20 protein-coding genes are annotated in these 22,080 nt (G+C 60.2%); 10 read left to right on the top strand and 10 right to left on the bottom strand.

Going from position 1 to position 22,080, the window contains the following annotated elements; all coding sequences use genetic code 11:
* Nucleotides 1–48: 48 nt before the first annotated feature.
* Together FX982_RS07790 and FX982_RS07785 are read right to left on the bottom strand one after the other, a co-directional pair.
* Nucleotides 49–1,260, bottom strand: coding sequence for a YeeE/YedE family protein (locus FX982_RS07790; protein WP_172610233.1), 1,212 nt, complete (start codon nucleotides 1,258–1,260; stop codon nucleotides 49–51).
* 91 nt (nucleotides 1,261–1,351) lie between these two features.
* Complete coding sequence (locus FX982_RS07785) at nucleotides 1,352–2,899, bottom strand: PLP-dependent aminotransferase family protein (protein ID WP_172610232.1); 1,548 nt, start codon at nucleotides 2,897–2,899, stop codon at nucleotides 1,352–1,354.
* 89 nt (nucleotides 2,900–2,988) lie between these two features.
* On the opposite strand from FX982_RS07785, the gene FX982_RS07780 reads away from it, so the two are divergent.
* From FX982_RS07780 to FX982_RS07770, 3 genes are read left to right on the top strand one after another with little or no spacing between them, the layout of a single operon-like run.
* Nucleotides 2,989–3,612, top strand: coding sequence for an FMN-binding negative transcriptional regulator (locus tag FX982_RS07780; RefSeq protein ID WP_172610231.1), 624 nt, complete (start codon nucleotides 2,989–2,991; stop codon nucleotides 3,610–3,612).
* A gap of 10 nt (nucleotides 3,613–3,622) precedes the next feature.
* Nucleotides 3,623–4,069: a GNAT family N-acetyltransferase gene (locus FX982_RS07775; RefSeq protein ID WP_172610230.1), complete on the top strand. Its 447-nt coding sequence runs from the start codon at nucleotides 3,623–3,625 to the stop codon at nucleotides 4,067–4,069.
* A gap of 17 nt (nucleotides 4,070–4,086) precedes the next feature.
* Nucleotides 4,087–4,758, top strand: coding sequence for a GNAT family N-acetyltransferase (locus FX982_RS07770; RefSeq protein ID WP_172610229.1), 672 nt, complete (start codon nucleotides 4,087–4,089; stop codon nucleotides 4,756–4,758).
* 122 nt (nucleotides 4,759–4,880) lie between these two features.
* On the opposite strand, the gene oadA is transcribed toward FX982_RS07770, so the two are convergent.
* Both oadA and FX982_RS07760 read right to left on the bottom strand, forming a co-directional pair.
* Nucleotides 4,881–6,689, bottom strand: a complete 1,809-nt coding sequence (oadA, locus tag FX982_RS07765; protein ID WP_172610228.1) for a sodium-extruding oxaloacetate decarboxylase subunit alpha — start codon at nucleotides 6,687–6,689, stop codon at nucleotides 4,881–4,883.
* A 103-nt stretch (nucleotides 6,690–6,792) separates the two neighbouring features.
* Entirely contained in the window at nucleotides 6,793–8,208 is a 1,416-nt protein-coding gene (locus FX982_RS07760; RefSeq protein ID WP_122534213.1) for an acetyl-CoA carboxylase biotin carboxylase subunit, read from the bottom strand.
* A 195-nt stretch (nucleotides 8,209–8,403) separates the two neighbouring features.
* Here FX982_RS07760 and FX982_RS07755 point away from each other — a divergent pair, with 195 nt between their 5' ends.
* Nucleotides 8,404–9,354: a LysR family transcriptional regulator gene (locus FX982_RS07755; protein ID WP_122623595.1), complete on the top strand. Its 951-nt coding sequence runs from the start codon at nucleotides 8,404–8,406 to the stop codon at nucleotides 9,352–9,354.
* Here FX982_RS07755 and FX982_RS07750 read toward each other — a convergent pair.
* From FX982_RS07750 to FX982_RS07740, 3 genes are all read right to left on the bottom strand, one after another.
* A complete protein-coding gene (locus FX982_RS07750) occupies nucleotides 9,308–9,538 on the bottom strand; it encodes a PA3496 family putative envelope integrity protein (RefSeq protein ID WP_172610227.1) in 231 nt (76 codons plus the stop codon). The genes FX982_RS07755 and FX982_RS07750 overlap by 47 nt on opposite strands.
* A 108-nt stretch (nucleotides 9,539–9,646) precedes the next feature.
* Entirely contained in the window at nucleotides 9,647–10,513 is an 867-nt protein-coding gene (hexR, locus tag FX982_RS07745) for a transcriptional regulator HexR (RefSeq protein WP_065988147.1), read from the bottom strand.
* A gap of 117 nt (nucleotides 10,514–10,630) precedes the next feature.
* Complete coding sequence (locus FX982_RS07740) at nucleotides 10,631–12,697, bottom strand: putative bifunctional diguanylate cyclase/phosphodiesterase (RefSeq protein WP_172610226.1); 2,067 nt, start codon at nucleotides 12,695–12,697, stop codon at nucleotides 10,631–10,633.
* A gap of 170 nt (nucleotides 12,698–12,867) precedes the next feature.
* Here FX982_RS07740 and uvrD point away from each other — a divergent pair, with 170 nt between their 5' ends.
* The 3 genes from uvrD to FX982_RS07725 all read left to right on the top strand — a co-directional run bounded on the left by uvrD (nucleotide 12,868) and on the right by FX982_RS07725 (nucleotide 16,647).
* Nucleotides 12,868–15,051 carry a DNA helicase II gene (gene uvrD / locus FX982_RS07735; protein WP_122623598.1) on the top strand — a complete coding sequence of 728 codons (2,184 nt, stop codon included), beginning with the start codon at nucleotides 12,868–12,870 and terminating at the stop codon, nucleotides 15,049–15,051.
* A gap of 205 nt (nucleotides 15,052–15,256) precedes the next feature.
* Nucleotides 15,257–16,111: a Tim44 domain-containing protein gene (locus tag FX982_RS07730; RefSeq protein WP_122534217.1), complete on the top strand. Its 855-nt coding sequence runs from the start codon at nucleotides 15,257–15,259 to the stop codon at nucleotides 16,109–16,111.
* Nucleotides 16,112–16,239: 128 nt separating this feature from the next.
* Complete coding sequence (locus FX982_RS07725; protein WP_172610225.1) at nucleotides 16,240–16,647, top strand: SMI1/KNR4 family protein; 408 nt, start codon at nucleotides 16,240–16,242, stop codon at nucleotides 16,645–16,647.
* Between the two features lie 52 nt (nucleotides 16,648–16,699).
* Here the strand turns inward: FX982_RS07725 and FX982_RS07720 are convergent, their stop codons facing one another.
* The gene (locus FX982_RS07720) at nucleotides 16,700–18,454 is read right to left on the bottom strand and encodes a cation:proton antiporter (RefSeq protein WP_172610224.1); all 1,755 of its coding nucleotides are present in this window, start codon (nucleotides 18,452–18,454) and stop codon (nucleotides 16,700–16,702) included.
* A 311-nt stretch (nucleotides 18,455–18,765) separates the two neighbouring features.
* Here FX982_RS07720 and FX982_RS07715 point away from each other — a divergent pair, with 311 nt between their 5' ends.
* Entirely contained in the window at nucleotides 18,766–19,251 is a 486-nt protein-coding gene (locus FX982_RS07715) for an acyl-CoA thioesterase (RefSeq protein WP_122534219.1), read from the top strand.
* 18 nt (nucleotides 19,252–19,269) lie between these two features.
* On the opposite strand, the gene pdxY is transcribed toward FX982_RS07715, so the two are convergent.
* Nucleotides 19,270–20,136, bottom strand: coding sequence for a pyridoxal kinase PdxY (pdxY, locus tag FX982_RS07710; protein ID WP_172610223.1), 867 nt, complete (start codon nucleotides 20,134–20,136; stop codon nucleotides 19,270–19,272).
* 134 nt (nucleotides 20,137–20,270) lie between these two features.
* Here pdxY and FX982_RS07705 point away from each other — a divergent pair, with 134 nt between their 5' ends.
* The gene (locus tag FX982_RS07705; protein ID WP_122534221.1) at nucleotides 20,271–20,663 is read left to right on the top strand and encodes a DUF3301 domain-containing protein; all 393 of its coding nucleotides are present in this window, start codon (nucleotides 20,271–20,273) and stop codon (nucleotides 20,661–20,663) included.
* A 20-nt stretch (nucleotides 20,664–20,683) separates the two neighbouring features.
* Here the strand turns inward: FX982_RS07705 and FX982_RS07700 are convergent, their stop codons facing one another.
* Nucleotides 20,684–21,646 (bottom strand): CobW family GTP-binding protein, encoded by a 963-nt coding sequence (locus tag FX982_RS07700; RefSeq protein ID WP_172613002.1) that lies wholly within the window; start codon nucleotides 21,644–21,646, stop codon nucleotides 20,684–20,686.
* A 51-nt stretch (nucleotides 21,647–21,697) separates the two neighbouring features.
* Here FX982_RS07700 and FX982_RS07695 point away from each other — a divergent pair, with 51 nt between their 5' ends.
* Nucleotides 21,698–22,069, top strand: a complete 372-nt coding sequence (locus FX982_RS07695; protein ID WP_172610222.1) for an NADH:ubiquinone oxidoreductase — start codon at nucleotides 21,698–21,700, stop codon at nucleotides 22,067–22,069.
* Nucleotides 22,070–22,080: the final 11 nt, after the last annotated feature.

Here is a 22,080-nt window from a genome sequence, read left to right as displayed (position 1 = left end):
TTGCCCGCAACTCGCGGGCAAGCGCCCTCCTTCCTTCAGATCACCCGTTCAGCATCCGGTCAACACAGCGGGCCGACGTTCGCCCTCGAAGAAAACCGGCCGGATACGCACACCTACCGCATTGCCTGCAAATGCAGCAACCAGCCAGAGCCAGCCATGCAGGCTGCCTGAGGCGATGCCGCTGAAATAAGCGCCGATGTTGCAGCCGTACGCCAGGCGCGAGCCATAGCCTAGCAACAGTCCGCCAATCACTGCGGCGATCAACGAGCGTGTCGGGATTTTCAGGCTTGGGGCGAATCGCCCTGCAAGGCCCGCCGCCACGGCCGCACCCAACATGATGCCGATGTCCATGACGGTGGTGATGTCTTCCCACACCGGCGCGGCCAGCGCCTTGGCGTTCGCTGGCAATTGCCAGAACGGCCAGCTGCCCACGTCCACACCCAGACCACCGGCGACTTTCGCGCCCCACAGCGCGAAGGCCGAGGTGATTCCCCAAGGGCGACCGGCCAATGCCAGCGTGGCGTAGTTGAGCAGCGCCAGGCCTACCGCACCCCACACCAAAGGCCAGGGGCCGCGGAGGAAACGGCGCAGGCCAACGTGTTCGCTGGTGACGACCGCTTCCAGATCCCCGTGTCGGCGCTTTTCCAGCTTCACGGTGACAAGGGCAATGACTGCGAACAGGGCCAGGCTCATCAATAGCGCCGGAATCACACCAAAGCTTTTGACAATCGAGGTCGCTGGGAAGGACGGCAGCGAGAACCACCAATCGACGTGATGGGTGGCGATCAGCGAGCCAACGATGAAGAACAGCAAAGTGACGAGCATCCGCGCGTTGCCGCCGCCAACGGTGAATAATGTGCCGGACGCACAGCCGCCGCCCATTTGCATGCCGATGCCGAAGATGAAGGCGCCGAACACGACGGAGACACCTGCCGGGGCCACGAGGCCGGTGACCGGCGTGCCAAACAGCGTACCGGCACCCAGCGCGGGGAAGAACAGGACCACCGCCACGGCAAGCATCACCATTTGCGCGCGCAAACCGGCACCGCGTCGCTCGTTGATGAATACCCGCCAGGCCGAGGTGAAGCCGAATGCGGCGTGATACAGCGTTAGGCCCAGCGCGGCGCCAACGATTAGCAACAGCACTTGCCTGCCGCCAACGGCGGATTGCAGAAACAGACCGCCGACTACCAACAAAAGGAAGGCGATCAGCGGCGCGCCGAGCTTGCGCTGCGGCGCCGCAGAGAGGGGAATACTCATGGGCGTATCTCGGAGATGGATTGCGATGGCCGCGAGTATACGCCGACGCCTGCTGGATGACGCGCCGACGCCACAACCGGCTTCAGCACCCTCAAACCTGCCAGGCGCTCCGTAACCGCGCCAGCGCCGAGGCAATATCCGTTTCAGGCACCGCTGCAAACCCCAGCACCAGCCCTGCCCGATCATCGGCCGGCGTCTCGGACTCCGGCAGCCAGTACTCACTCAACGGCGCTATCTCGACGCCGACACTTTCCGCCTTGGCGACCAGTTCCGTTTCACGCTCTAACGTGTCCACTGCAACGGTCACATGGAGCCCTGCAACGGGCTTGATCATCGGGCTGCAACCCGCAAGGGCCTGGGGCCAGCCGGCCAGTAATGCGTCGCGTCGACTCAACGCCGCCCGGCGCATGCGACGGATGTGCCGCTGAAAGTGGCCCGCCGCGATGAACTCGGCCATGACCATTTGCGTGCCGACCTCGGAATGACGCATGTCCACGGCCCGGCGTCGACTGAACGGCTCAACCAGGTTGCGCGGCAACACCAGATAACCCAGACGCAAGGCCGGAAACGCGACCTTGCCGAATGTCCCGACGTACAGCACGCGACCGCTACGATCCAGCGCCGCCAGGGGAGCCAGCGGTGCGCCGCTGTAGCGATACTCGCCGTCATAGTCGTCTTCGACGATCCAGCCCTGATTGCGCTCGGCCCACGCAAGCAGCTCCAGCCGCCGCGCCAGACTCATCGTCACGCCCAGCGGGTATTGATGAGACGGCGTCACGTACGCCAGCTTGCAACCTGAGTCATCGAGAGCCGGGCTGCGCATGCCTTCGGCGTCAACCGCCATGCCCTGCAACCTGGCGCCCGCCACCCCAAAGGCATGACCGGCCGCGCGGTACCCCGGATTTTCGATCGCTACCACGTCGCCCTGCTCAAGCAGCAGCTGTGCACAAAGGGTTATCGCCTGCTGCGCGCCATTGGTGATCACAATTTGCTCAGGAGCGCAGCGCAGGTCGCGAGACGTCCTCAAATAAGCAGCGATCAGCTCCCGCAATCGCCATTCGCCAGCCGGGTCGCCATAACCCAGATGTTGCAGGCCCGGCTTACGCCAGAAAGCCGCGTGCAGCTTGCCCCACGTGTCGAAAGGGAACAAATCGAATGCTGGAACCCCTGTTCGAAACGCCTTCGGCAGGCCGCTTTTCGGAGGCCGCAAATGATGCTGGTCCAGCGTATGCATCGCTGTGCTGTGGATAAGATTGTTGGACAGCCCGGCGTTCAAAATAGAGGGTTTTGTGGATAACCCTGTTGATAAGCCTGGTGATAACCCTGTGGACAGATGTGTGGATAGTTTTCCCGCGGCCACTGGTTTCTCTCTCAACAGTGCCACGTAAGTACCATCTCCCACGCGGCTCTCGGTAAAGCCTTCGGCGTAGAGTTGGTCATACGCACGCATCACGCTGTTGCGTGAGATGGCGAGGGACAGCGCCAGATCCCGGCTTGCCGGCAAGCGCGTGCCACCGGACAAACGACCGTCAAGGATGCGTTCGCGCAAAGTCTGATAGAGCTGGCGGCTAAGACCATGGCGGCGGTTCAACTCAATGCCGGCGAAATCGAAAGTCCACGCTGGTGTGGTTGCGTGCATGGGATTGGCCCTATGAGATTAACCATTAATGGCTCTTACAACGAACCAATAGGCTGCCTAGGATTGGCTCAGCCGCCAAGGAAAACCTCATGTACACGCCCAGCTATTTCAAAGATGAAAACCTCGTCAGCCTGCACGGGCAGATCGAATCCACGCGCCTGACGACACTGGTCACGTTTGACGAGACCGGCTTGCAGGCGAGCCATATTCCCTTGTTGCTCGAACCGACGCAGGGTCCGCAAGGCACGCTGTACGGGCATCTGGCCAAGGCCAATCCGCAGTGGAAAGCCCTTGAGACAGGCGCTCAAGCGCTGCTGATTTTCCAGGGTGCGGACGCCTACATCAGCCCCTCTTTTTACGCCGCCAAAGCCGAACACGGCAAAGTGGTGCCTACGTGGAATTACCTGGCGGTGCATGCCTACGGCCGTGCCGATGTGTTCACTGATCCAGAGCGACTGTTGCGGATCGTCACCGGCCTGACCGACAAGCACGAGGCCAGCCGCGCCGAACCCTGGGCCGTGACCGACGCTCCGGCCGATTACATCGAGAAAATGCTCAACGGCATTGTCGGCTTCTCGATTCCCATCGAGCGGCTGGAAGGCAAACGCAAGCTCAACCAGAACCGCAGCGCCGAAGATATCGCCGGCGTCAGCAAAGGCCTGGCACTGAGCCAGGACCCATCCGATCTGAAAATCGCTCAGTTGATGAGCTAGGGAGCACCGCGTGCCTGACCTCCACATCCGCCCCGTCACCGCCAAAGATCACGACGCTTGGTTGCCGTTGTGGCAGGCCTATCTGACCTTCTACAAAACCACGCTGGCCGATGCGGTTTCACAGAGCACCTGGCAGCGGTTTCTGGACAACAACGAGCCCACCAACGCCGCCCTCGCCTGGCAGGATGGCAAAGCGGTAGGCATGGTGCATTTTATTTATCACCGCTCGAACTGGAGTATCAGCAATGCCTGCTACTTGCAGGACTTGTTGGTGGTGCCGGAACAGCGCGGCACGGGCGTTGGCCGCCAACTGATCGAATACGTCTACGCGACCGCCAAAAGGGACGGCGCCGACAAAGTCCATTGGCTCACCCACGAAACCAACGCAACCGCGATTCAGCTCTACGAGCGCATCGCAGAGCGCCCGGGCTATATTCAATTTCGCAAACCGTTGTAAGACCAGGAACTCTCGATATGTCGGATCTCACTCAGTGGCAACCGGCCAGTCTGCCGGACACGCGCACGCTGCAAGGACGCTTTATTCGTCTGGAAAAACTCGACGTCGCCTGCCATGGCGATGGCCTGTGGAAGGCACTGGAAGGTCCGGCCGCTGACCGCAGGTTGTGGGATTACCTGTTCGTGGGCCCTTTTCCTGAGCGCAGCGGATTCGATGATTACCTCGCAGGCCTGGAAGGCTCGACCGATCCGTGGTTCTACACCGTCGTCGACCAACAGACCGGGGCCATCGACGGCTTTCTGAGCTTGATGTCCATCGTCCCGAACGCAGGGCGCATCGAAATTGGCCACGTGACCTTTGGCGCCTCGATGCAACGCACGCCAAAAGCCACAGAGGCGGTTTATCTCCTGGCGAAGGAATCTTTCTCGCTGGGCAATCGCCGCCTGGAATGGAAATGCAACGCCAACAACGCCCGCTCCAAACGTGCGGCCGAACGATTCGGGTTCAGCTTCGAGGGCACATTCCGCCAGCATTCGGTATTCAGAGGCCAGAATCGCGACACGGCCTGGTACTCGATCATCGACAGCGAATGGCCGGCGGTGCAGCAGGCGTTCGAAACATGGTTGTCTGTGGATAACTTTAGGGACGGTCAGCAGATCAGAACGCTGGAGCAGCTGCGCGGCAACTGAGCGCGTTGAAACGAACACCCGGAGGCAGGCAAAAAAAGAGGAGCCACGAGAGCTCCCCCAGAGGTAACCGTTTAGCCTGCCGCCTCTGTGCGCGGCAGGCTTCCAACTGTGCAGCGGCTCTTTCAGCCCTCGATTTCGACCAATATCTCGCCCGGGTTTACGCGATCGCCTTTCGCGACGTGGATGGCCACAACCTTGCCAGCGATTGCAGCCTGGACTTCGGTCTCCATCTTCATCGCTTCGGTGATCAGCACTGCCTGACCGGCGCGGACGGCATCGCCCTCTTTCACCAGCACGTCGACGATGTTTCCCGGCATCGAAGTGCTGACGTGGCCCGGTTTGCTGGCCTGCGCACGCTTGCCGATGCCACTGCCGACGAACTCATTGAGTGGCTCGAACACCACTTCTTCTGGCATGCCATCAATGGACAGATAGAAGTGACGCTTGCCCTCGGCCTTGACGCCTACGCCGGTGATATCGACGCGGTAGCTTTCACCGTGAACATCGATCACGAATTCGGTCGGGACGCCTTCGCCGCCTGCTTTCGCCACTGCACCCGGCTCTGGAATCGGCAGCAGAGGCTCTGGCGCCAGAGTGCCCACCGCACGCTCTTCGAGAAACTTGCGGCCGATGTCCGGGAACATCGCGTACGTGAGCACGTCCTCTTCGGTGCTGGCCAACGCGCCGATTTCGCCGCGCAGCTTGGTCATTTCCGGCTTCAGCAGGTCGGCCGGGCGCACGTCGATCAGCTCTTCATTGCCGATGGCCTGACGGCGCAGCGTCTCGTCCACCTGCCCCGGTGCCTTGCCGTAGCCGCCCGTCAGGTAAAGCTTCACTTCATTGGTGATGGTTTTGTACCGCTCGCCGGCCAGCACGTTGAAAAACGCCTGGGTGCCGACGATCTGGGAAGTCGGGGTCACCAACGGCGGATAGCCCAAGTCTTTGCGCACCCGCGGAATCTCGGCCAGCACTTCGCCCATGCGGTTCAACGCGCCCTGCTCTTTGAGCTGGTTGGCGAGGTTGGAGATCATGCCGCCCGGCACTTGGTTAACCTGCACGCGGGTATCGACCGCCGTGAATTCGCTTTCGAACTGGTGATACTTCTTACGCACGGCATAAAAATACAGGCCGATTTCCTGCAGCAGCTCCAAGTCCAGACCGGTGTCGAATTCGCTGCCTTTCAGGGCCGCGACCATCGATTCGGTGCCGGGGTGACTGGTGCCCCAAGCGAAGCTCGAGATCGCGGTGTCGATATGGTCGGCACCGTTTTCGATGGCCTTGAGCTGGCACATCGCGGCCAGACCCGCCGTGTCGTGGGAGTGGATGAACACCGGCAGCGATTGCTCGGCCTTCAGCGCCTTGACCAACTCGCCCGTGGCATAAGGGGTCAGCAGACCGGCCATGTCCTTGATCGCGACTGAATCACAGCCCATCGCTTCCATCTCTTTAGCCTGCGCCACAAACGCGTCGATGGTGTGCACCGGGCTGGTGGTGTACGCGATCGTGCCTTGGGCATGCTTCCCGGAAGCTTTCACGGCTTCAACCGCCACCCGCAGGTTGCGCACGTCGTTCATGGCATCGAAGATGCGGAACACGTCGATACCGTTGTCTGCCGCCTTGGCGACGAATGCCCTGACCACGTCATCGCTGTAGTGGCGATACCCCAGCAGGTTCTGGCCGCGAAGCAGCATTTGCAGACGTGTGTTGGGGAGCGCCGCGCGCAATTGGCGCAGGCGCTCCCACGGGTCTTCCTTCAGGAAGCGCACGCAGGCGTCGAAGGTCGCACCGCCCCACACTTCCAGCGACCAGTAGCCGACTTTGTCGAGCTTGTCGCAGATCGGCAGCATGTCCTCGGTGCGCATGCGGGTCGCCAGAAGAGACTGGTGGGCGTCGCGCAGAATAGTGTCGGTGACGAAGATTTTCTTGGACATGTTCGGATCTCCTTTTAGCTTCAAGCGGCAAGCTACAAGCGGCAAGTCACAGCGGATCGGCTTCAACTTGCAGCTTGCGGCTTAGCGCTTGCAGCTGGCTTTTTTATAAGCCCGCATGGGCAGCGATGGCGGCGGCGATGGCCAGGGCCAGCTCTTCGGGTTTGCGCTTGATCGAGTAATGGGTGAGCTCGGGATGGCTCTCAACGAAGCTGGTATTGAACTGGCCGCTGCGGAATTCCGGGTTGCGCAGGATTTCCTGGTAATACGCGGCCGTGGTTTTCACCCCTTGGAGACGCATGTCATCCAGCGCACGCAGGCCGCGATCCATGGCCTCTTCCCAAGTCAGCGCCCAGACGATCAGCTTCAGGCACATGGAGTCGTAATACGGCGGAATGGTGTAGCCGGTGTAAATCGCCGTATCGGTGCGCACGCCGGGGCCGCCGGGTGCGTAATAACGGGTGATCTTGCCGAAGCTCGGCAGGAAGTTGTTTTTCGGGTCTTCCGCGTTGATGCGGAACTGCAACGCGAAACCGCGATGGATGATGTCTTCCTGCTTGACCGACAGTGGCAGCCCGGACGCAATGCGGATCTGCTCGCGAACGATGTCGATCCCGGTAATTTCCTCGGTGATCGTGTGCTCGACCTGTACGCGGGTGTTCATCTCCATGAAGTACACCTCGCCCTCAGCGAGCAAGAACTCCACGGTGCCGGCGTTCTCGTAACCCACGGCCTTGGCGGCGCGCACGGACAAGTCACCGATGTAGGCGCGCTGCTCTGGCGTCAGTTGAGGGCTTGGGGCGATTTCGATGAGTTTCTGGTTGCGGCGCTGGATGGAGCAATCGCGCTCGAACAGGTGCACGACGTTGCCGAAACTGTCGCCGAGGATCTGCGCTTCGATGTGCTTGGGATTGACGATGCACTTTTCAAGAAAGACTTCAGCCTTACCGAAGGCTTTGGTGGCCTCGGAGATGACCCGAGGAAACGCCTGTTCCAGCTCCTCCCGGCTGTTGCAGCGACGAATGCCGCGCCCGCCGCCGCCGGAGGTGGCCTTGAGCATGACGGGGTAACCAATGCGATCGCCTTCCACCAATGCTTCGGCGATGTCGGCCACGTTGCCTTCCGTACCGGGCGTCACCGGTACGCCAGCCTTTATCATGCTGCGCCGAGCTTCGGTTTTGTCGCCCATGCGGCGGATCACTTCAGCAGACGGGCCGATGAACTTGATACCCCGTTCAGCGCAGATATCCGCCAGCTCCGCGTTTTCCGACAGAAACCCGTAGCCGGGGTGCAATGCGTCGCAGCCGGTTTCAACGGCGAGGTTCACCAGCTTGCGCGGGTTCAAATAGCCTTCAAGGGGGTCCGATCCGATGCCGTAGGCTTCGTCGGCACGCTTCACGTGGAGCGCGTGACGGTCCGCCTCGGAATAGATCGCCACCGAGCGGATGCCCATCTCGGCGCATGCGCGCACGATCCGAACAGCAATTTCCCCACGATTGGCGATCAGGATTTTTTTTATCACGGGTATTTCCTCGACCGATTAGCAGATGGACCAGAAGGCTGGCCAATGCCGCGCGACTTTCCGTTACTGCATGTTGCTCGCAGGTGAGGCCACCCTATGACGAACCAGGAATTAACAAAAATGAGTAAAAATTGGGTGAACCATAAGTAAAACCTTATAGTTGCCGGTATTAAGTAAGCGGCCAGGGCTTAAACAATGCGTAAGTCATTGATGCGTATGACATTGCGTCAGTTACGGATCTTCAATGAGGTCTGTGATTTGCGCTCTTACAGCCGGGCAGCTGAGGAAATGTCGCTGACCCAGCCGGCGGTGAGTCTGCAGATTCGTCAGCTGGAAGAGCTGGTTGGCCAGCCGCTGTTCGAGTACGTGGGTAAAAAGCTCTATCTCACGGAGGCAGCCGAAGCGCTGCAGCTTGCCAGTCGCGACATCTTCGGTCGACTGGAGAACCTCGACATGCAGCTCTCCGACATGCAGGGCTCGCTGCAGGGCCAGCTCAAACTGGCGATCGAATCCAGCGCCAAGTATTTCGTCCCCCACCTGTTCGCAGCCTTCAAGCGTAAATACCCGGAAGTCATGCTCAACCTCACGGTCGTCAATCGGGCGCAGGTGATTCGGCGGCTGTCGGATAACCGTGATGATCTGGTCGTCATGTCGATGGTCCCCCAGGACATGGGCCTGGAGTTTCTACCCTTCCTGAATAACCCGATCGTTGCCGTGGCGCAGCCGGATCACCCGTTGACGCTGTTGCCCAATCCCACGCTAAAGGATCTGGAGGCCGCGACGCTGGTGGTCCGAGAACAGGGTTCGGGGACGCGCAAGGCGTGTGAGGAGTATTTCAAGGAGAAGCGCATTCATTTCGAGCACACGCTGGAGGTGTCCTCGGCGGAAGCGCAGCGTGAATGCGTGGTGGCGGGGCTCGGCGTCGCACTGCTGACGCGCCATGCGCTGAGCCTGGAACTCGCCACCGGCACGCTGATCGAGCTGCCAGTGGCCGAGTTACCGCTGTACCGAAGCTGGTGCGTCGTACAGGCGCGGGACAAACGTCTGTCGCCGGTGGCTCACGCGTTCCTGTCATTCATTCGGACAGAGCGTACGCAAATCAGCGAGCTGGTCGCGCGCTTTGATGGCCACCTTCCGAAGCGCTAGCGCTTTGCCAGAAGTGGGCAGTGGCGCTATCCAGGTAGCTGGAGAGCTCCTGGTTAAGGCGGCGTTCTTCGGAGTGGCTTTCGATCGCTCGCCGGAACGCCATGCGGCGCTGGTCTTCCTGCTGACGGCGGGTCTTGGTGCTGGAGGTGCTGTGCTGCTGCGAGTCATCGTAGTGCCGAGGCATATCCTGTCTCCCATTCGTGTGCGGGAGTACAGAGTGGCGGGATGCGGTGACGATCAGACGTCGGAAGCGTTACAGGTTGGTGAAGGTTTCAGCACTGCATGGCTCAGCTCAATCCTCGGACGATTTGATCGACTTCGGCGACAACCGCAGGCTGCGCAAGCTGCGCTTCACGCTTTTCAAGTGATTGACCAGGCTCGGACCGCGCGCCATGGCGACGCCCATCGCCAGGACGTCAATGACCACCAGATGCGCGATGCGTGAGGTCAACGGCGTGTAGATTTCGGTGTCTTCGTGCACGTCGATCGCGAGGTTGACCGTGGACAGCTCGGCCAATGGCGTCTGACTTGGGCACAGCGTGATCAGATTGGCGCCGCTTTCGCGCACCAGATTGGCCGTAATCAGCAGGTCCTTGGAGCGACCTGACTGCGAGATGCACACCGCGACGTCAGTGGGTTTGAGCGTCACAGCCGACATCGCCTGCATGTGCGGATCGGAATAGGACGCTGCCGTCAGCAACAGACGAAAGAACTTATGCTGGGCGTCAGCCGCAACCGCACCCGATGCGCCGAAACCGTAGAACTCGACCCGATGCGCCGCCGCCATGACCGTCACCGCTGCCTGCAAGGCATGGGGGTCTAGCTTTTCGCGCACTTCTATCAATGTGTGCAGCGTGGTGTCGAAAATCTTCAGGCTGTAATCGGCGACGGAATCGTCTTCGTGGATGGCGAACTGGCCGAAGCTCGCGCCGGCAGCGAGGCTTTGCGCCAGCTTGAGTTTCAGGTCCTGAAAACCGGTGCAGCCAATGGCGCGGCAGAAACGCACGATCGTCGGCTCACTGATACCGACCGCATGCGCGAGATCGGCCATGGAGCTGTGCATCACGGCCGCCGGATCGAGCAGCACGTGATCGGCTACTTTCAGCTCCGATTTGCGCAAGAGATGGCGTGACTGGGCGATGTGCTGCAACAGATTCAAAGGACAGGACTCAAGTGAAGGATGGGCCGGGCTGTAGCTTTCTTGTAGTTATACTACATGACCTGCAAACCGCACAGTTAAACGATCTACCCGCAGTCAACCGATTGCTGTTGAGGGTCATGTCGCTGTGTAGTGTAGGGCTTTTCGCACAGGGCTCCAGGCTTCGGTAAGCTGACTGCGCAGGATACTGCCCATTATGCAGGCCTCCACCGGCCGACTGATCAAATAGCCTTGCACCTCGTCGCAACCGTGAGACCTGAGAAACTCCAATTGTTCGCAATCTTCCACGCCTTCGGCCACAACCCTGAGGTCAAGACTGTGGGCCATCGCGATGATCGCCCGAGTAATCGCCGCATCTTCTGCCCCTTCGTTCAAACCACGAATAAAGGCCTGATCGATCTTCACATAGTGCACTGGAAAACGTTTCAGGTAGCTCAACGATGAATAGCCAGTGCCGAAGTCGTCTATGGCCAGTTTCACCCCAAGTGCGCGCAACTGCTGAAACGTTGTGATGATGTGCTCGACGCTTTCGAGCAACTGACTCTCGGTGAGCTCCAGCTCCAGGTATTCCGACGCGAGCCCTGTTTCTTCGAGCACTTGGCGCACGAGGCTGACCAACTTGCCCTGCCGCATCTGATGCACCGACAAATTGACCGATACCCTGATTGGAGCCAGGCCCTCGCGCTGCCATTCGCAGGCTTGATGGCAGGCTTTGCGCAGCACGAACTCCCCGATGTTGGCGATCAGGCCGGTCTCCTCCGCCAGTCCGATGAACTCGCCGGGCGAAATCAGACCGCGCTCGGGATGACGCCAGCGCACCAGAGCCTCCGCGGAATTCAGGCGCCCGCTTTCCAGCTCCAGCTTCGGTTGGTAAAAAACCTCCAGCTGCCCTTCTGCAATCGCGCGCCGCAGCTGGATTTCCAGCTGCAGGCGACCGGGCGTTCCCGCCTCAAGGCTCTCGCTATAGAACTGGAAATTGTCGCCGCCAAGATGTTTGGCGTGCTGCATCGCCATATTCGCCTGACTGACCAGCGCGGCGATGTCTCGGGCAGAACCCGGCAGCAACGCGATGCCGATGGAGGCGCTGACCACCAGCTCATGGCCGCAAACCGATATCGGCGAGCGCAGCTTCGCCAGCAGGCGCGTCGTGATCCGTGCCAGCGTGGTCAGATTGCCATGGCTGTCGAACAGCACGGCAAACTCGTCCGCCGACAAACGCGCGACGGTATCGGCATCTGCCACGTTGGCATTCAGCCGGCGCGCGACAAGGCGCAGCAATTGGTCAGCAATGTCGTGACCCAGGCTGTCGTTGAGCAATTTGAAGCGATCAAGGTTGATGTGCAGCAGGGCCAGCGTCCGCCCCCCATGCCGCGCACGCTGATTGGCCTCACGCAGTCGCTCATTGAACAGGGCGCGATTGGCGAGGCCGGTCAGCTCATCGTAATGGGTCAGGTAACGCGTGCGCTCTTCATACTGGCGCGTCAATTCGCGGTTGAGCTCGTCGCTTTTAGCCTGTGCCTGTTGAAGGTGTTCGATGAGCGCCACGTTCTGAAATCGCCGGATCAGGCCCCGCTCGATCAAGCGGTTGACCTGGGCGGCTACCACGATCAGCGCCAGCAGCAAAATCAATCCGAGCCAACCCCAACCGTGGCGCTGCGAATCGCCGGCCCCGAACAGATAGACAATGGGCGGAAGCAGACACGGCAGCGTGAACGTGAGGAACGCCGGAATGCTGACGGCATAGGCCACGCTGGCAGAAAGCGTCGCAGCGCCGATCAGACCGAACACCCAAGCCTGTTGGGCGAGGCTTTGCGCCGGCATCAGCACCAGCGCAGCGCTGGAAAGGGTGAAACCGCTGACGCATGCGCCGGCCAGAAACATGCGATTCCAGATCGGCTGCGATCGACGATCGAGTGATGCTGACCTGAACGCTGCGACTTGCAGCACGCGCAGGCACACCAGCGCTGACAGCCAGCCCAGCCAGACGCCCACCAGCACGTAACGCTCGGGGCTCCAGAGCAGCCAGGCGCAGAGCAAACCATTGATGAACATGAACAGAGTCGGCAGCAGCGATCCCTGATAAAGAAGGCGGGTGCGCTCGGCGGCGAGCTGGGTCGCGAACTGCTTGCAGATGACACGACGTGTCGCCACCGCGTCTGCCGGGGCTTCGGAGCTGAAGGTCATGGCGGTTCTTATAATTGGGGGCCTTGAACGTTCGCGGAGGATACACAAGGGATCGGCGAGACCAAACAGTCATCAATTAAAATCTACAGACGGCGAAATGGGACCGGCGATAGCACGACCGGCCAGCGTTAGGGTTTGCCCATGCCCTCACGGCACCCTAGAATGCCCCGATGCGCGATGACCTCTCCCTTCTGCTTAATTCCCTCAACGATGCCCAACGCCAGGCCGTAGCTGCCTCCGTGGGTCGTCAGTTGGTCCTGGCCGGCGCTGGTTCCGGCAAAACCCGTGTGTTGGTGCACCGTATCGCCTGGTTGATCCAGGTCGAGAACGCCTCGCCGCACTCGATCCTGTCGGTGACGTTCACCAACAAGGCCGCTGCCGAGATGCGCCATCGCATCGAGCAATTGATGGGTATCAACCCGGCCGGCATGTGGGTGGGCACCTTCCACGGCCTGGCGCATCGCCTGCTCCGGGCGCACTGGCAGGAAGCGGGGCTGAATCAAAGCTTCCAGATTCTTGACAGCGATGACCAACAGCGACTGGTCAAGCGCGTCATGCGCGAGCTGAATCTTGATGAGCAGCGCTGGCCGGCACGGCAGGCGCAGTGGTTCATCAATGGGCAGAAGGACGAAGGGCTGCGCCCCAAGCACATTCAGGCTTCGGGCGACCTGTTTCTAACGACCATGAAGTCGGTCTACGAGGCGTACGAAGCGGCCTGTCAGCGCGCTGGCGTTATTGACTTCTCCGAGTTGCTGCTTCGGGCGCTGGACCTTTGGCGCGACAACCCGAGCCTGCTTGCGCATTACCAGCGTCGTTTCCGCCACGTGCTGGTGGACGAATTCCAGGACACCAACGCCGTTCAATACGCCTGGTTGCGCCTGCTCGCCCAGGGTGGCGACAGCCTGATGGTGGTCGGCGACGACGATCAGTCCATTTACGGCTGGCGCGGCGCGAAGATCGAGAATATTCATCAGTATTCCGAAGACTTCCCCGACACCGAGACCATTCGCCTGGAGCAAAACTATCGCTCCACCGCGAGCATCCTCAAGGCCGCCAACGGTTTGATCGTCAACAACACCGGGCGTCTGGGCAAAGAGCTGTGGACGGACGTCGGCGATGGCGAACTGATCAGCCTTTACGCAGCATTCAACGAACACGACGAAGCGCGCTACGTGGTCGAGACCATTGAAAGCGCGATCAAGACCGGCCTCGCGCGCAGCGACATCGCCATTCTGTACCGCTCCAACGCCCAATCACGGGTACTTGAAGAAGCCTTGCTGCGCGAGCGCATCCCGTACCGTATCTACGGTGGCCAGCGATTCTTCGAGCGCGCCGAAATCAAGAACGCCATGGCGTATATGCGCCTGCTTGACGGTCGCGGCAACGATTCAGCGCTGGAGCGGGTGATCAACGTTCCACCTCGCGGTATCGGCGAGAAAACCGTCGAAGCCATCCGCGAGCACGCGCGCCATGCCGACGTGTCGATGTGGGAGGCCATGCGCCTGCTGGTCGCCAACAAAGGCTTGGCCGGTCGTGCGGCGAGCGCGCTGGGCGCGTTCATCGAACTGATCGAAAACCTCGCCGCGAAGGCCGCAGACATGCCCCTGCACCTGATGACCCAAACGGTCATCGAGCAGTCCGGCCTGATCACGTACCACAAGGAAGAAAAAGGCGAGAAAGGCCAGGCCCGGGTGGAAAACCTTGAGGAACTGGTCAGCGCCGCGCGCGCTTTCGAGAACAGTGACGAAGAGGAAGACCTGACGCCGCTGGCTGCATTCCTCGGGCACGCCTCGTTGGAGGCAGGCGATACGCAGGCGGATGAGCACGAAGACAGCATTCAGTTGATGACGCTGCACAGCGCCAAAGGTCTGGAGTTCCCGTACGTCTTCCTGGTGGGCATGGAAGAAGGCCTGTTTCCGCACAAGATGAGCCTGGAAGAGCCGGGGCGTCTGGAAGAAGAGCGTCGTCTGGCTTACGTGGGCATCACCCGCGCGATGCAGCATCTAGTGATGACATACGCAGAAACCCGACGCCTGTACGGCAGCGAAACCTACAACAAGGTCTCGCGCTTCGTACGGGAGGTCCCGCCCAACCTGATTCAGGAAGTGCGGCTGTCCAACAGCGTGACCCGTCCGTTCGGCGGCTCCAAAACCATGGCCCCAAGTCGTCTGTTCGATGGCGAAGCCATTCCGCAGAGCCAGTTCTCCCTGGGTCAGCACGTGCAGCATGCGGTGTTTGGTGAAGGCGTGATCCTCAACTTCGAGGGTTCAGGCGCTCAGGCACGGGTCCAGGTGAATTTCTCGGAAGGCAGCAAGTGGCTGATGCTGGGGTACGCGAAGCTTGAGCCTGTGTGATCGACGACTGGCGATGCGTTAATGCCCCCTTGCATTCCCACATCCACCCCCCATCTTTCCTACAGAACTTTCTTCATCTGCCTACAACCCAAGTAGGACAGGCAGGTGAAGATTCACGCAAAAGCCGGAAACATATGGCCGCTGGTCATCCCCATTTGTCCTGTGCAACATGGCGCGCGTGCAATCCACAAACGGGAATTCCCTTATGCAACGTTTTCTTAGCATCGCTTTGGCAATGATCATCGGGCTCACCATGAGCCTTGATGTCAATGCTGCGCGTTTCGGTGGTGGCAAGAGCATGGGCTCGGCGCCAAGTCACCAGGCGCGTCAAACAGCTCCTTCTACTCCTGCCGCAGCACCTAATGCCGCTGGCCGTCCTGCGCCTGCTGCGGGCGGTGCTTCCAAATGGCTGGGCCCACTGGCCGGTCTCGCCGCCGGTGGTCTTCTGGCCTCCATGTTCATGGGCGGTGGCTTCGAGGGCATGCAGTTCTTCGACATCCTGATCATGGCGATCATCGCCTTCGTGATCTTCCGCTTCATCGCGGCCCGTCGACGCAAACAGCAGCCACAGATGGCTCCCGCCGGTGCTCCTTACCAGCGTGAAACCTTCGAACAACCACAACCGGCCCAGAACTCGATCTTCGGCGGTTCCGCTCCAGCAGCGGCAGCCCGTCCAGTGATCAACGCGCCAGCCTGGTTCAACGAAGAACGCTTTATTGAAGCGGCCCGCAGCCACTTCCAGTCGCTGCAACAGCACTGGGATGCGAACGAGATGGATAAGATCTCCGAGTTCGTGACCCCGCAGATGCTGCAGTTCCTGAAGAAAGAACGCGCCGATCTCGGTGAAGGCTTTCAGTCCACGTTCATCGACAACCTTTCCGTGCAGCTCGACGGTCTGGATGACCGCGCCGACAAGACCATCGCCACGCTGACCTTCAGCGGTGTGTCGAAAACGTCGCGCTTCGATCAGGGCGAAGTCTTCAGCGAAAGCTGGAACATGGAACGCGCTCAGGGCGACAACCAGCCTTGGCTGGTGGCAGGTATCCGCCAGAACGGCTAATACCGCTGAGCTGCTGCAAATGAACCCCGGACTTGTTCCGGGGTTCTGCTTTTTATAGAAGCCAAGTTAATTTGGCGATGCCTTTGAGCTACTGTATAACCCGCGCAAATCGTTAGAGGATCCACGTCGTGGAAGAAGTCATCGAACAACTCCGTGAAGCCAATGAACCGGTCCCTGTCCCGCTCGAGCTGCCTGATGAAGATCAGTTGGTCGAGGTTGAGGAGCAACTGTTCATCAATATCCCCTTCGTCTTCAAGGAGTTCTTGCTGACCGTCAGCGACGTGGTCTACGGCAGCCTTGAGCCCGTCACTGTCACCGATCCGGGCTCCCGTACGTATTTGCCGGAAGTGGCGGCGACCGCTTGGGACATCGGGGTGGCGCGCGACCTGATCCCGATCTGTCAGGATGGGGAGGATTACTACTGCGTTGAAGAAGACGGCACTGTGGTGCTGTGGTCTGGCGAAGAAGAACTCGTCACCGAAGAAAGCTGGGAATCCGTCTGGCACTGGGCGCGGGACGTCTGGCTGGAAAGCTGAGACTCATTGCCCTCTCCTGAATCAGCCTCGAGGCACGCACTTCGAGGCTGATTCAGGGCTCTGGATGATTGCCCAGGGTTTCGAGCAACGCGATTTGCATCCGCGTATGCACCCGGATGAACCAGCGCCACAGCACCGCAGCCACTACGGCCGCCACAACGACGATCAGCATTAACCACTCACGCGTCGGCAGCATGCTGGATGACAGCAATGCGATGAGCAGGAAAATCACCATCAATGACAGCAGCGGGATCACTTCGGCGATCACCCGACGGACGCGCGCTGTGTGCCTGCCCGCCATCTCCGGCTTCACGCTCATCTCTGCCAGCAGCATCGACAGCGCCTTGAGCTTGCGATAAGCAGCGATCAGAAACGGCAGTGACAGCAGCAACGACGCACCCCAGATCCAGGCTTTTTGCTGCCCGACATCGCTGACCCAATCGCTGAAATACACGCCAATCCGCTCCGCAAAAAATGCCCCGGTGAAGAAGATGGCGATGACCAGCGCCAGATTGATACCGACTTGCAGCAGAATCTTGCGGATCATTGCCGCCAACACCGCGCCCTGCCCTTGAGGCTGAATGCTGCGCAGCCACTCCCCGTACATTCCGAACACACGTGCCATGCGTGCAGGAACAATGGCGCCCAGCGTGTGCGACAGCGGATCGGCTGCGCGGATGAGGTAAGGGGTCAAGAGCGTGGTGATCGCGGAAACCGCCACGGCGACCGGGTAGAGAAAATCGCTGGTGACCTGCAGCGTCATCCCCAGCGCTGCGATGATGAAGGAGAATTCGCCGATCTGTGACAGCCCCATTCCCACCCGCAAGGAGGTCTTGCCGTCGTTGCCGGCGATAAAAGCGCCAAGCCCGCAGGAAATCATCTTGCCCAGCACCACGGCGACGGTGATCACGGCAATGGGCCAGGCGTAATCGAGCAGAATCTTCGGATCGATCATCAAGCCGATTGCGACGAAGAAGATCGCGCTAAACATGTCACGGATGGGCTCGACCAAGTGCTCGATTTTGGCCAGTTGCCTGGATTCGGCCATGATCGCACCGATGAGAAATGCGCCCAGCACCATGCTGTACTCGAGTTTGACCACCAGCAGGCAAAACCCGAAGCACAGGCCTAGCACCGTGATCAGCAGCATCTCGTTGCTTTCGAACTTCGCCACATAAGCCAGCAACCGCGGCACGACCAGAATGCCGATGACCAGCGCGACAATCATGAATAGCGACAGCTTGCCGACCGTGGAAAACACCTCACCGGAGCTGACCGTGCCGCTCACGGCGATGCCTGACAAGAGCGCGATGATGCCAATGCCGAGGATGTCCTCAACAATGAGCACACCGAAAATCAGCTGGGCGAAGCGCTGGTTTTTCATCTTCAGGTCGTTGAGCGCTTTGACGATGATGGTGGTGGACGAGATCGCCAGAATGGCACCCAGGAACAGCGAATCCATGGTGTTCCAGGCGAAGAACTGGCCGATTTCGTAACCGATCCAGATCATCAGCATGATTTCGAGAAACGCGGCAATGAACGCCGTCGCGCCGACCTTGAACAGCTTGCGCAGACTGAATTCCAGGCCGAGGCAGAACATCAGAAAGATCACGCCGAGTTCGGCGAGGGTCTTGATGGTGTCCTCGTCGTGAATGAGGCCAAACGGCGGGGTGTGCGGGCCGATGATGAAGCCGGCGACGATGTAGCCCAGCACCACCGGTTGCTTGAGCCGATGAAACACCACCGTTACGACGCCAGCGACGAGCATGATCACAGCCAGGTCTTGAATGAAACTGATGGCATGCATGGGCGCTGCTCCTGCTGGCAATCGGTGAAATACGCGTATCCGCCTGAAAGAGAGACGACTGCTGTACGAAAACTCGCCAACGAGGCCTGAATATTCTGACTGAGACGCAGGATTTACCCCATCCAAGGGCTTCCGCAGGTTAACACCGCACAAAAGCGCGAGAAGCCAGTGCAATATATGGAAACAGATGGGTACAGGGCGTGACGGCGGAGCGGCCGTTGGCGTCCCGGTATCGATGGTTTTGTCGCCAATCTGCATTCGAGCACCCGAGTAAGGTGCCTTCTGACCCTTTTTAGACCGTGAGCAACGCTATGGAACCCGGAAACGCCCAGCTGTCGATGACTGTATTGATGACCCCGGACATGGCCAACTTCTCCGGCAATGTGCACGGCGGGACGCTTCTGAAGTACCTCGACGAAGTGGCCTACGCGTGCGCGAGCCGTTACGCAGGGCGTTATGTGGTAACCCTGTCGGTGGATCAGGTGATTTTCCGTGAGCCAATTCACGTCGGCGAGCTGGTCACGTTCCTGGCATCGGTCAACTACACCGGCAATACGTCCATGGAGGTGGGCATCAAGGTGGTGACCGAAAACATCCGCGAGCGCTCGGTTCGTCATACCAACAGCTGCTTCTTCACCATGGTGGCGGTGGATGACCAGCGCAAACCTGCCAGCGTACCGCCGCTGACACCGGCCAACAGCGAGGACAAGCGCCGTTACGTGCAGGCACAACAACGCCGCCAGATCCGTCAGGAACTGGAGAAGCGTTATCGTGAAATCAAGGATGAGCCGGTTTAAGCCAGCACCGGGTTCGGTTTACAGCCGGACCGCTTCGAACCTGACGCGCGGGTGAGCGATTCGGTCCTGCGCGCGCACCAGCTCCAGCTCGTAGCTGCCGCAGGCCTGGGTTTCCAGCAGCACTTCATGCACCGCTGACGCCGCGAATTCGAAGGCGCTACGCAGGTCGTCACCGAGCAGAATGCGGGACAGGAACAGCCCGGAAGTCAGATCGCCCACGCCGACCGGCTGTCGAGGGAATGCCAGGAGCGGCCGACGCAGGTGCCAGGTTTCGTGCTCGGTCACCAGCAGCATTTCAAAGCCGTCTGCGGGTTTTCCCGGGTAGGCCAGGTGCTTGACGACTACCGCCTTGGGGCCTCGGGCCAGCAATGCTCGCGCCATGGCCACGCAGTCGAGCAACGATTCAGGTTTGCGGCCGGAGAAGCTGTCCAGCTCCAACTGATTCGGACACAGAAAGTCAGCAACCGCTGCGGCCTCATCGAGCAGGAAATCGCTGACCTCCTGCGGCACGATGCAGCCCTTTTCCGGGTGCCCCATCACCGGATCACACACATACAGCGCGCGTGGATTGGCGCGTTTGATGTGCGCAACGGCGCTCAGAATCGCCCGTCCCTGCGCTGCGCTCCCCAGATAACCCGACAGCACCGCATCGCAATTGCCCAGCTCGCCTATCGCGGCAATGCCCTCGACCAACGCCGGAATCTGCTGCGGCGCCAGGACTTCCCCCGCCCAGTGTCCATACTGAGTGTGGTTGGAGAACTGAACGGTATTCAGCGGCCAGACATTGATGCCGATACGCTGCATAGGGAACACGGCTGCGCTGTTGCCGGCGTGACCAAACACGACATGCGACTGGATGGCGAGTAGATGGGGCGTACGTTTCATGACAGGTTCCTGAGACCGGGAAGGCACAGTAGTGGCGATGCCGGACGAAGTGAAGCGAAATTAAACTTTCGGGCTATGGCTGTCTGTCACCCGACGCAGTTAAGCTGCAAGCCTTCTGTTGGAGTTCCTTTTCCATGCTGACCCTGGGCAACATTTTCGTCCTCATGCTGCTGGCGACTGCCGGCGCCTGGCTGTGGCACGCCCATGGCCTGCGCGAACGGGCGCTCGAACGCGTCAAACAGCATTGCGCCAAACTCGAACTCGAGTTGCTTGACGGCAACGTGGCGCTGAAACGAGTCGCCTTCAAACGCGACAATGAAGGCCGTAAGCGCCTGGCGCGGATTTATAACTTTGAGTTCACCGTCACCGGCGAGCATCGGCATCCCGGCACGATCACCATGTTCGGTGCCCACGCGGCCCAGATCGAGCTGGCGCCCTACCCGTTCGAAATCAAAGACCCGAAGCCCACCGCCGAAATCATCCAGCTCAGCCAGTGGCGTCAGGAACACAACAAGTGGAAGCAGTGACCCTCTGTGGGTAACTCGCTCTAGCGCAGACAGGCCGCTAGGGTTCTCTGCAAAGCATCTTCGTCTTGGGGCACGTCGAAGATCAGCTCAAGGCGAGAATCCTTGCGCCACTCACTCGATGCCCATTCCAGCGTGCTCCCGTTCAGCCCATTGCCCGAGATCCATCCCTTTTCGCTGTGGATAACCAGCTTGGCGCGCCGCCAGCCCATGCTTTGCAGCCAAATCTGCACGCTCGCCGCATTGAATACTCGCTCAGGGTGCCAGCGCCAGCCAATGCTCCAGCCCTCTGCCTGTTGCTGGCTCAGGCAGACCGGCGTCATCGGGTCTGCCCACACTGCGGGGAGTTGGGCCAATGACCGGGGTACGGCCGGATTGTCTGAGCCAGCCTGAGCGCTGACGTCGATGCCGGGCAACGAAGCCAGGGACAATACACCGTGGTCAGTCCAGCGCAGCGGGCGAACAGGCAGCGCATCGGTGATCGCCTTTCGCGTGGACGCGTTTAGCCCTTCGGACTTGTTCATTAGCAGCAGGCCAGCTTGTGCGAGGGCGTCTCGCTGGGTGTCCGGCAGCGCTTTGCCTTGGGCAAGTGCCTGGGCGTCGAGCACAATGACACTGGGCTGGATCGCCAGGACCCCAACCCAGGGCGCCTCCTGTAATTGCTTGATCAACTGAACCGGATGCCCCAGCCCGGAGGGCTCGATGAACAAGCGGTCCGGTCTGGCCTTGCGTAACAGCCGGCCGAGGCCAATCTGAAAAGGCGCGCCATTGACGCAGCACAGGCAACCGCCAGCCACTTCGCCAAGTGCGATACCATCGTCGTCGGTCGTCAGCAGCGCAGCATCCAGGCCTATCTGGCCGAACTCATTGATCAACACAGCCCAGCGCTCGGCCGCCGGTTTCTGCTTGAGAAGATGCCTGATCAGGCTCGTCTTGCCGGCACCTAGAGGGCCAGTAATGACATGAGTGGGGATGTTCTGCAGCATGTCGGCCATTCTTGAGATCGCTCCTGAAGTGAGCGCTGACGGAGGTAATTGATGCGAGCAATCTGGCTGCCCATACGGCTGACGTGGGCACTGTTGGCGATGACGTCGACGCAGGTCTGGGCGGAGTCGTGCGTCGTGCACAGCCAAGGCGAGCGAGTGGACGTCAAGGTCTGTCAGGAGAATCTGAACATCCCGCCAGACCTGTTCCATGACGGGTTCTGCAAACCTCAGCTCAAGGATCAGAAAACCGACGTCACGTACTCGGAACAGTGCCCCTCCGGGTCATTTGGCCAGTGCAGCAACGCGCGGGTGGCCAATATGCCCTATCGGCAGAACATTCACTATTACGGCGTTGCCAGCGACGCAGCGTTTCTCAAACCGTTCTGCGAGCAGCAGAGCAAGGGCATCTGGAAAACGCAGTGAGTCAGACGGGT

Origin of the sequence: Pseudomonas graminis, assembly GCF_013201545.1 — a bacterium.
Taxonomy (GTDB): domain Bacteria; phylum Pseudomonadota; class Gammaproteobacteria; order Pseudomonadales; family Pseudomonadaceae; genus Aquipseudomonas.
Note: the sequence above shows the minus strand (reverse complement) of the source record. Positions and strands in the feature narration are given on the sequence as shown.

Coding starts and splice junctions, on each gene's coding strand:
- FX982_RS07790 (WP_172610233.1), bottom strand. CDS start 1,260: ATGAGTATTCCCCTCTCTGCGGCGCCGCAGCGCAAGCTCGGCGCGCCG.
- FX982_RS07730 (WP_122534217.1), top strand. CDS start 15,257: ATGCAACGTTTTCTTAGCATCGCTTTGGCAATGATCATCGGGCTCACC.
- FX982_RS07785 (WP_172610232.1), bottom strand. CDS start 2,899: ATGCACGCAACCACACCAGCGTGGACTTTCGATTTCGCCGGCATTGAG.
- oadA (WP_172610228.1), bottom strand. CDS start 6,689: ATGTCCAAGAAAATCTTCGTCACCGACACTATTCTGCGCGACGCCCAC.
- FX982_RS07750 (WP_172610227.1), bottom strand. CDS start 9,538: ATGCCTCGGCACTACGATGACTCGCAGCAGCACAGCACCTCCAGCACC.
- FX982_RS07755 (WP_122623595.1), top strand. CDS start 8,404: ATGCGTAAGTCATTGATGCGTATGACATTGCGTCAGTTACGGATCTTC.
- FX982_RS07770 (WP_172610229.1), top strand. CDS start 4,087: ATGTCGGATCTCACTCAGTGGCAACCGGCCAGTCTGCCGGACACGCGC.
- uvrD (WP_122623598.1), top strand. CDS start 12,868: ATGCGCGATGACCTCTCCCTTCTGCTTAATTCCCTCAACGATGCCCAA.
- pdxY (WP_172610223.1), bottom strand. CDS start 20,136: ATGAAACGTACGCCCCATCTACTCGCCATCCAGTCGCATGTCGTGTTT.
- FX982_RS07740 (WP_172610226.1), bottom strand. CDS start 12,697: ATGACCTTCAGCTCCGAAGCCCCGGCAGACGCGGTGGCGACACGTCGT.
- FX982_RS07695 (WP_172610222.1), top strand. CDS start 21,698: ATGCGAGCAATCTGGCTGCCCATACGGCTGACGTGGGCACTGTTGGCG.
- FX982_RS07780 (WP_172610231.1), top strand. CDS start 2,989: ATGTACACGCCCAGCTATTTCAAAGATGAAAACCTCGTCAGCCTGCAC.
- FX982_RS07715 (WP_122534219.1), top strand. CDS start 18,766: ATGGAACCCGGAAACGCCCAGCTGTCGATGACTGTATTGATGACCCCG.
- FX982_RS07700 (WP_172613002.1), bottom strand. CDS start 21,646: ATGCTGCAGAACATCCCCACTCATGTCATTACTGGCCCTCTAGGTGCC.
- FX982_RS07720 (WP_172610224.1), bottom strand. CDS start 18,454: ATGCATGCCATCAGTTTCATTCAAGACCTGGCTGTGATCATGCTCGTC.
- FX982_RS07705 (WP_122534221.1), top strand. CDS start 20,271: ATGCTGACCCTGGGCAACATTTTCGTCCTCATGCTGCTGGCGACTGCC.